The organism is Candidatus Accumulibacter vicinus (assembly GCF_000584955.1).
Lineage (GTDB): Bacteria > Pseudomonadota > Gammaproteobacteria > Burkholderiales > Rhodocyclaceae > Accumulibacter > Accumulibacter vicinus.
The window spans coordinates 2,004-2,511 of the sequence record NZ_JDSS02000033.1 but is presented as its reverse complement, the minus strand read 5'-3'; the positions used below and the strand labels follow the sequence as shown (position 1 = coordinate 2,511).

1 pseudogene is annotated in these 508 nt (G+C 65.7%); it reads right to left on the bottom strand.

The features are described 5' to 3' along the window. Positions 1 to 342, bottom strand: a pseudogene (locus CAPSK01_RS15460) (hypothetical protein); the annotation flags it as partial. Positions 343 to 508 lie beyond the last annotated feature (166 nt).

The window sequence follows — 508 nt, the reverse complement described above, 5'->3', positions numbered from 1 at the left end:
GTTCGCCGGCCCTGCGACCTGGCGCAAGCACAGTGGCGCCAGCTCATGGACGGGTTGCGCCAGGAGCGGCTGCGCATCGGTGGCGGCGGTAGCGACGAATTCGGGGCGACGACGAGGCCGCAATTGGGATGGCGGCAAGGTGATCAGTCCATCGGCCTGCATGCGCAGCATGGCCACCCGGCAGCTCATGTCCTTCAAACCACCATTGGGTTTGAACCAATCGAGCAACACGCACAGCTGGCGCGAGAGTTCAGCACGGTTGGCGGCCGGGTTTTGCGCGATCAGCTGCGTTACGGCCAGCAGGTCATCGGCGCCGAAGTCGCGTCCGCAGTAGCGTCTCATGAGCTGTCGATTCCTGCCGCACCCGCGTGCTCAGGCGCGACGCGACGCATCGCCGCCAGGCCCTGGGTATCCATGCTCCAGGGAAGGAAGGCACTCAGTTGCCGCATGGGAAAGCGTGAGCAGAAGACACGACTGACCGGCGTGCTTGGCCAGGCGGGCGATGCCA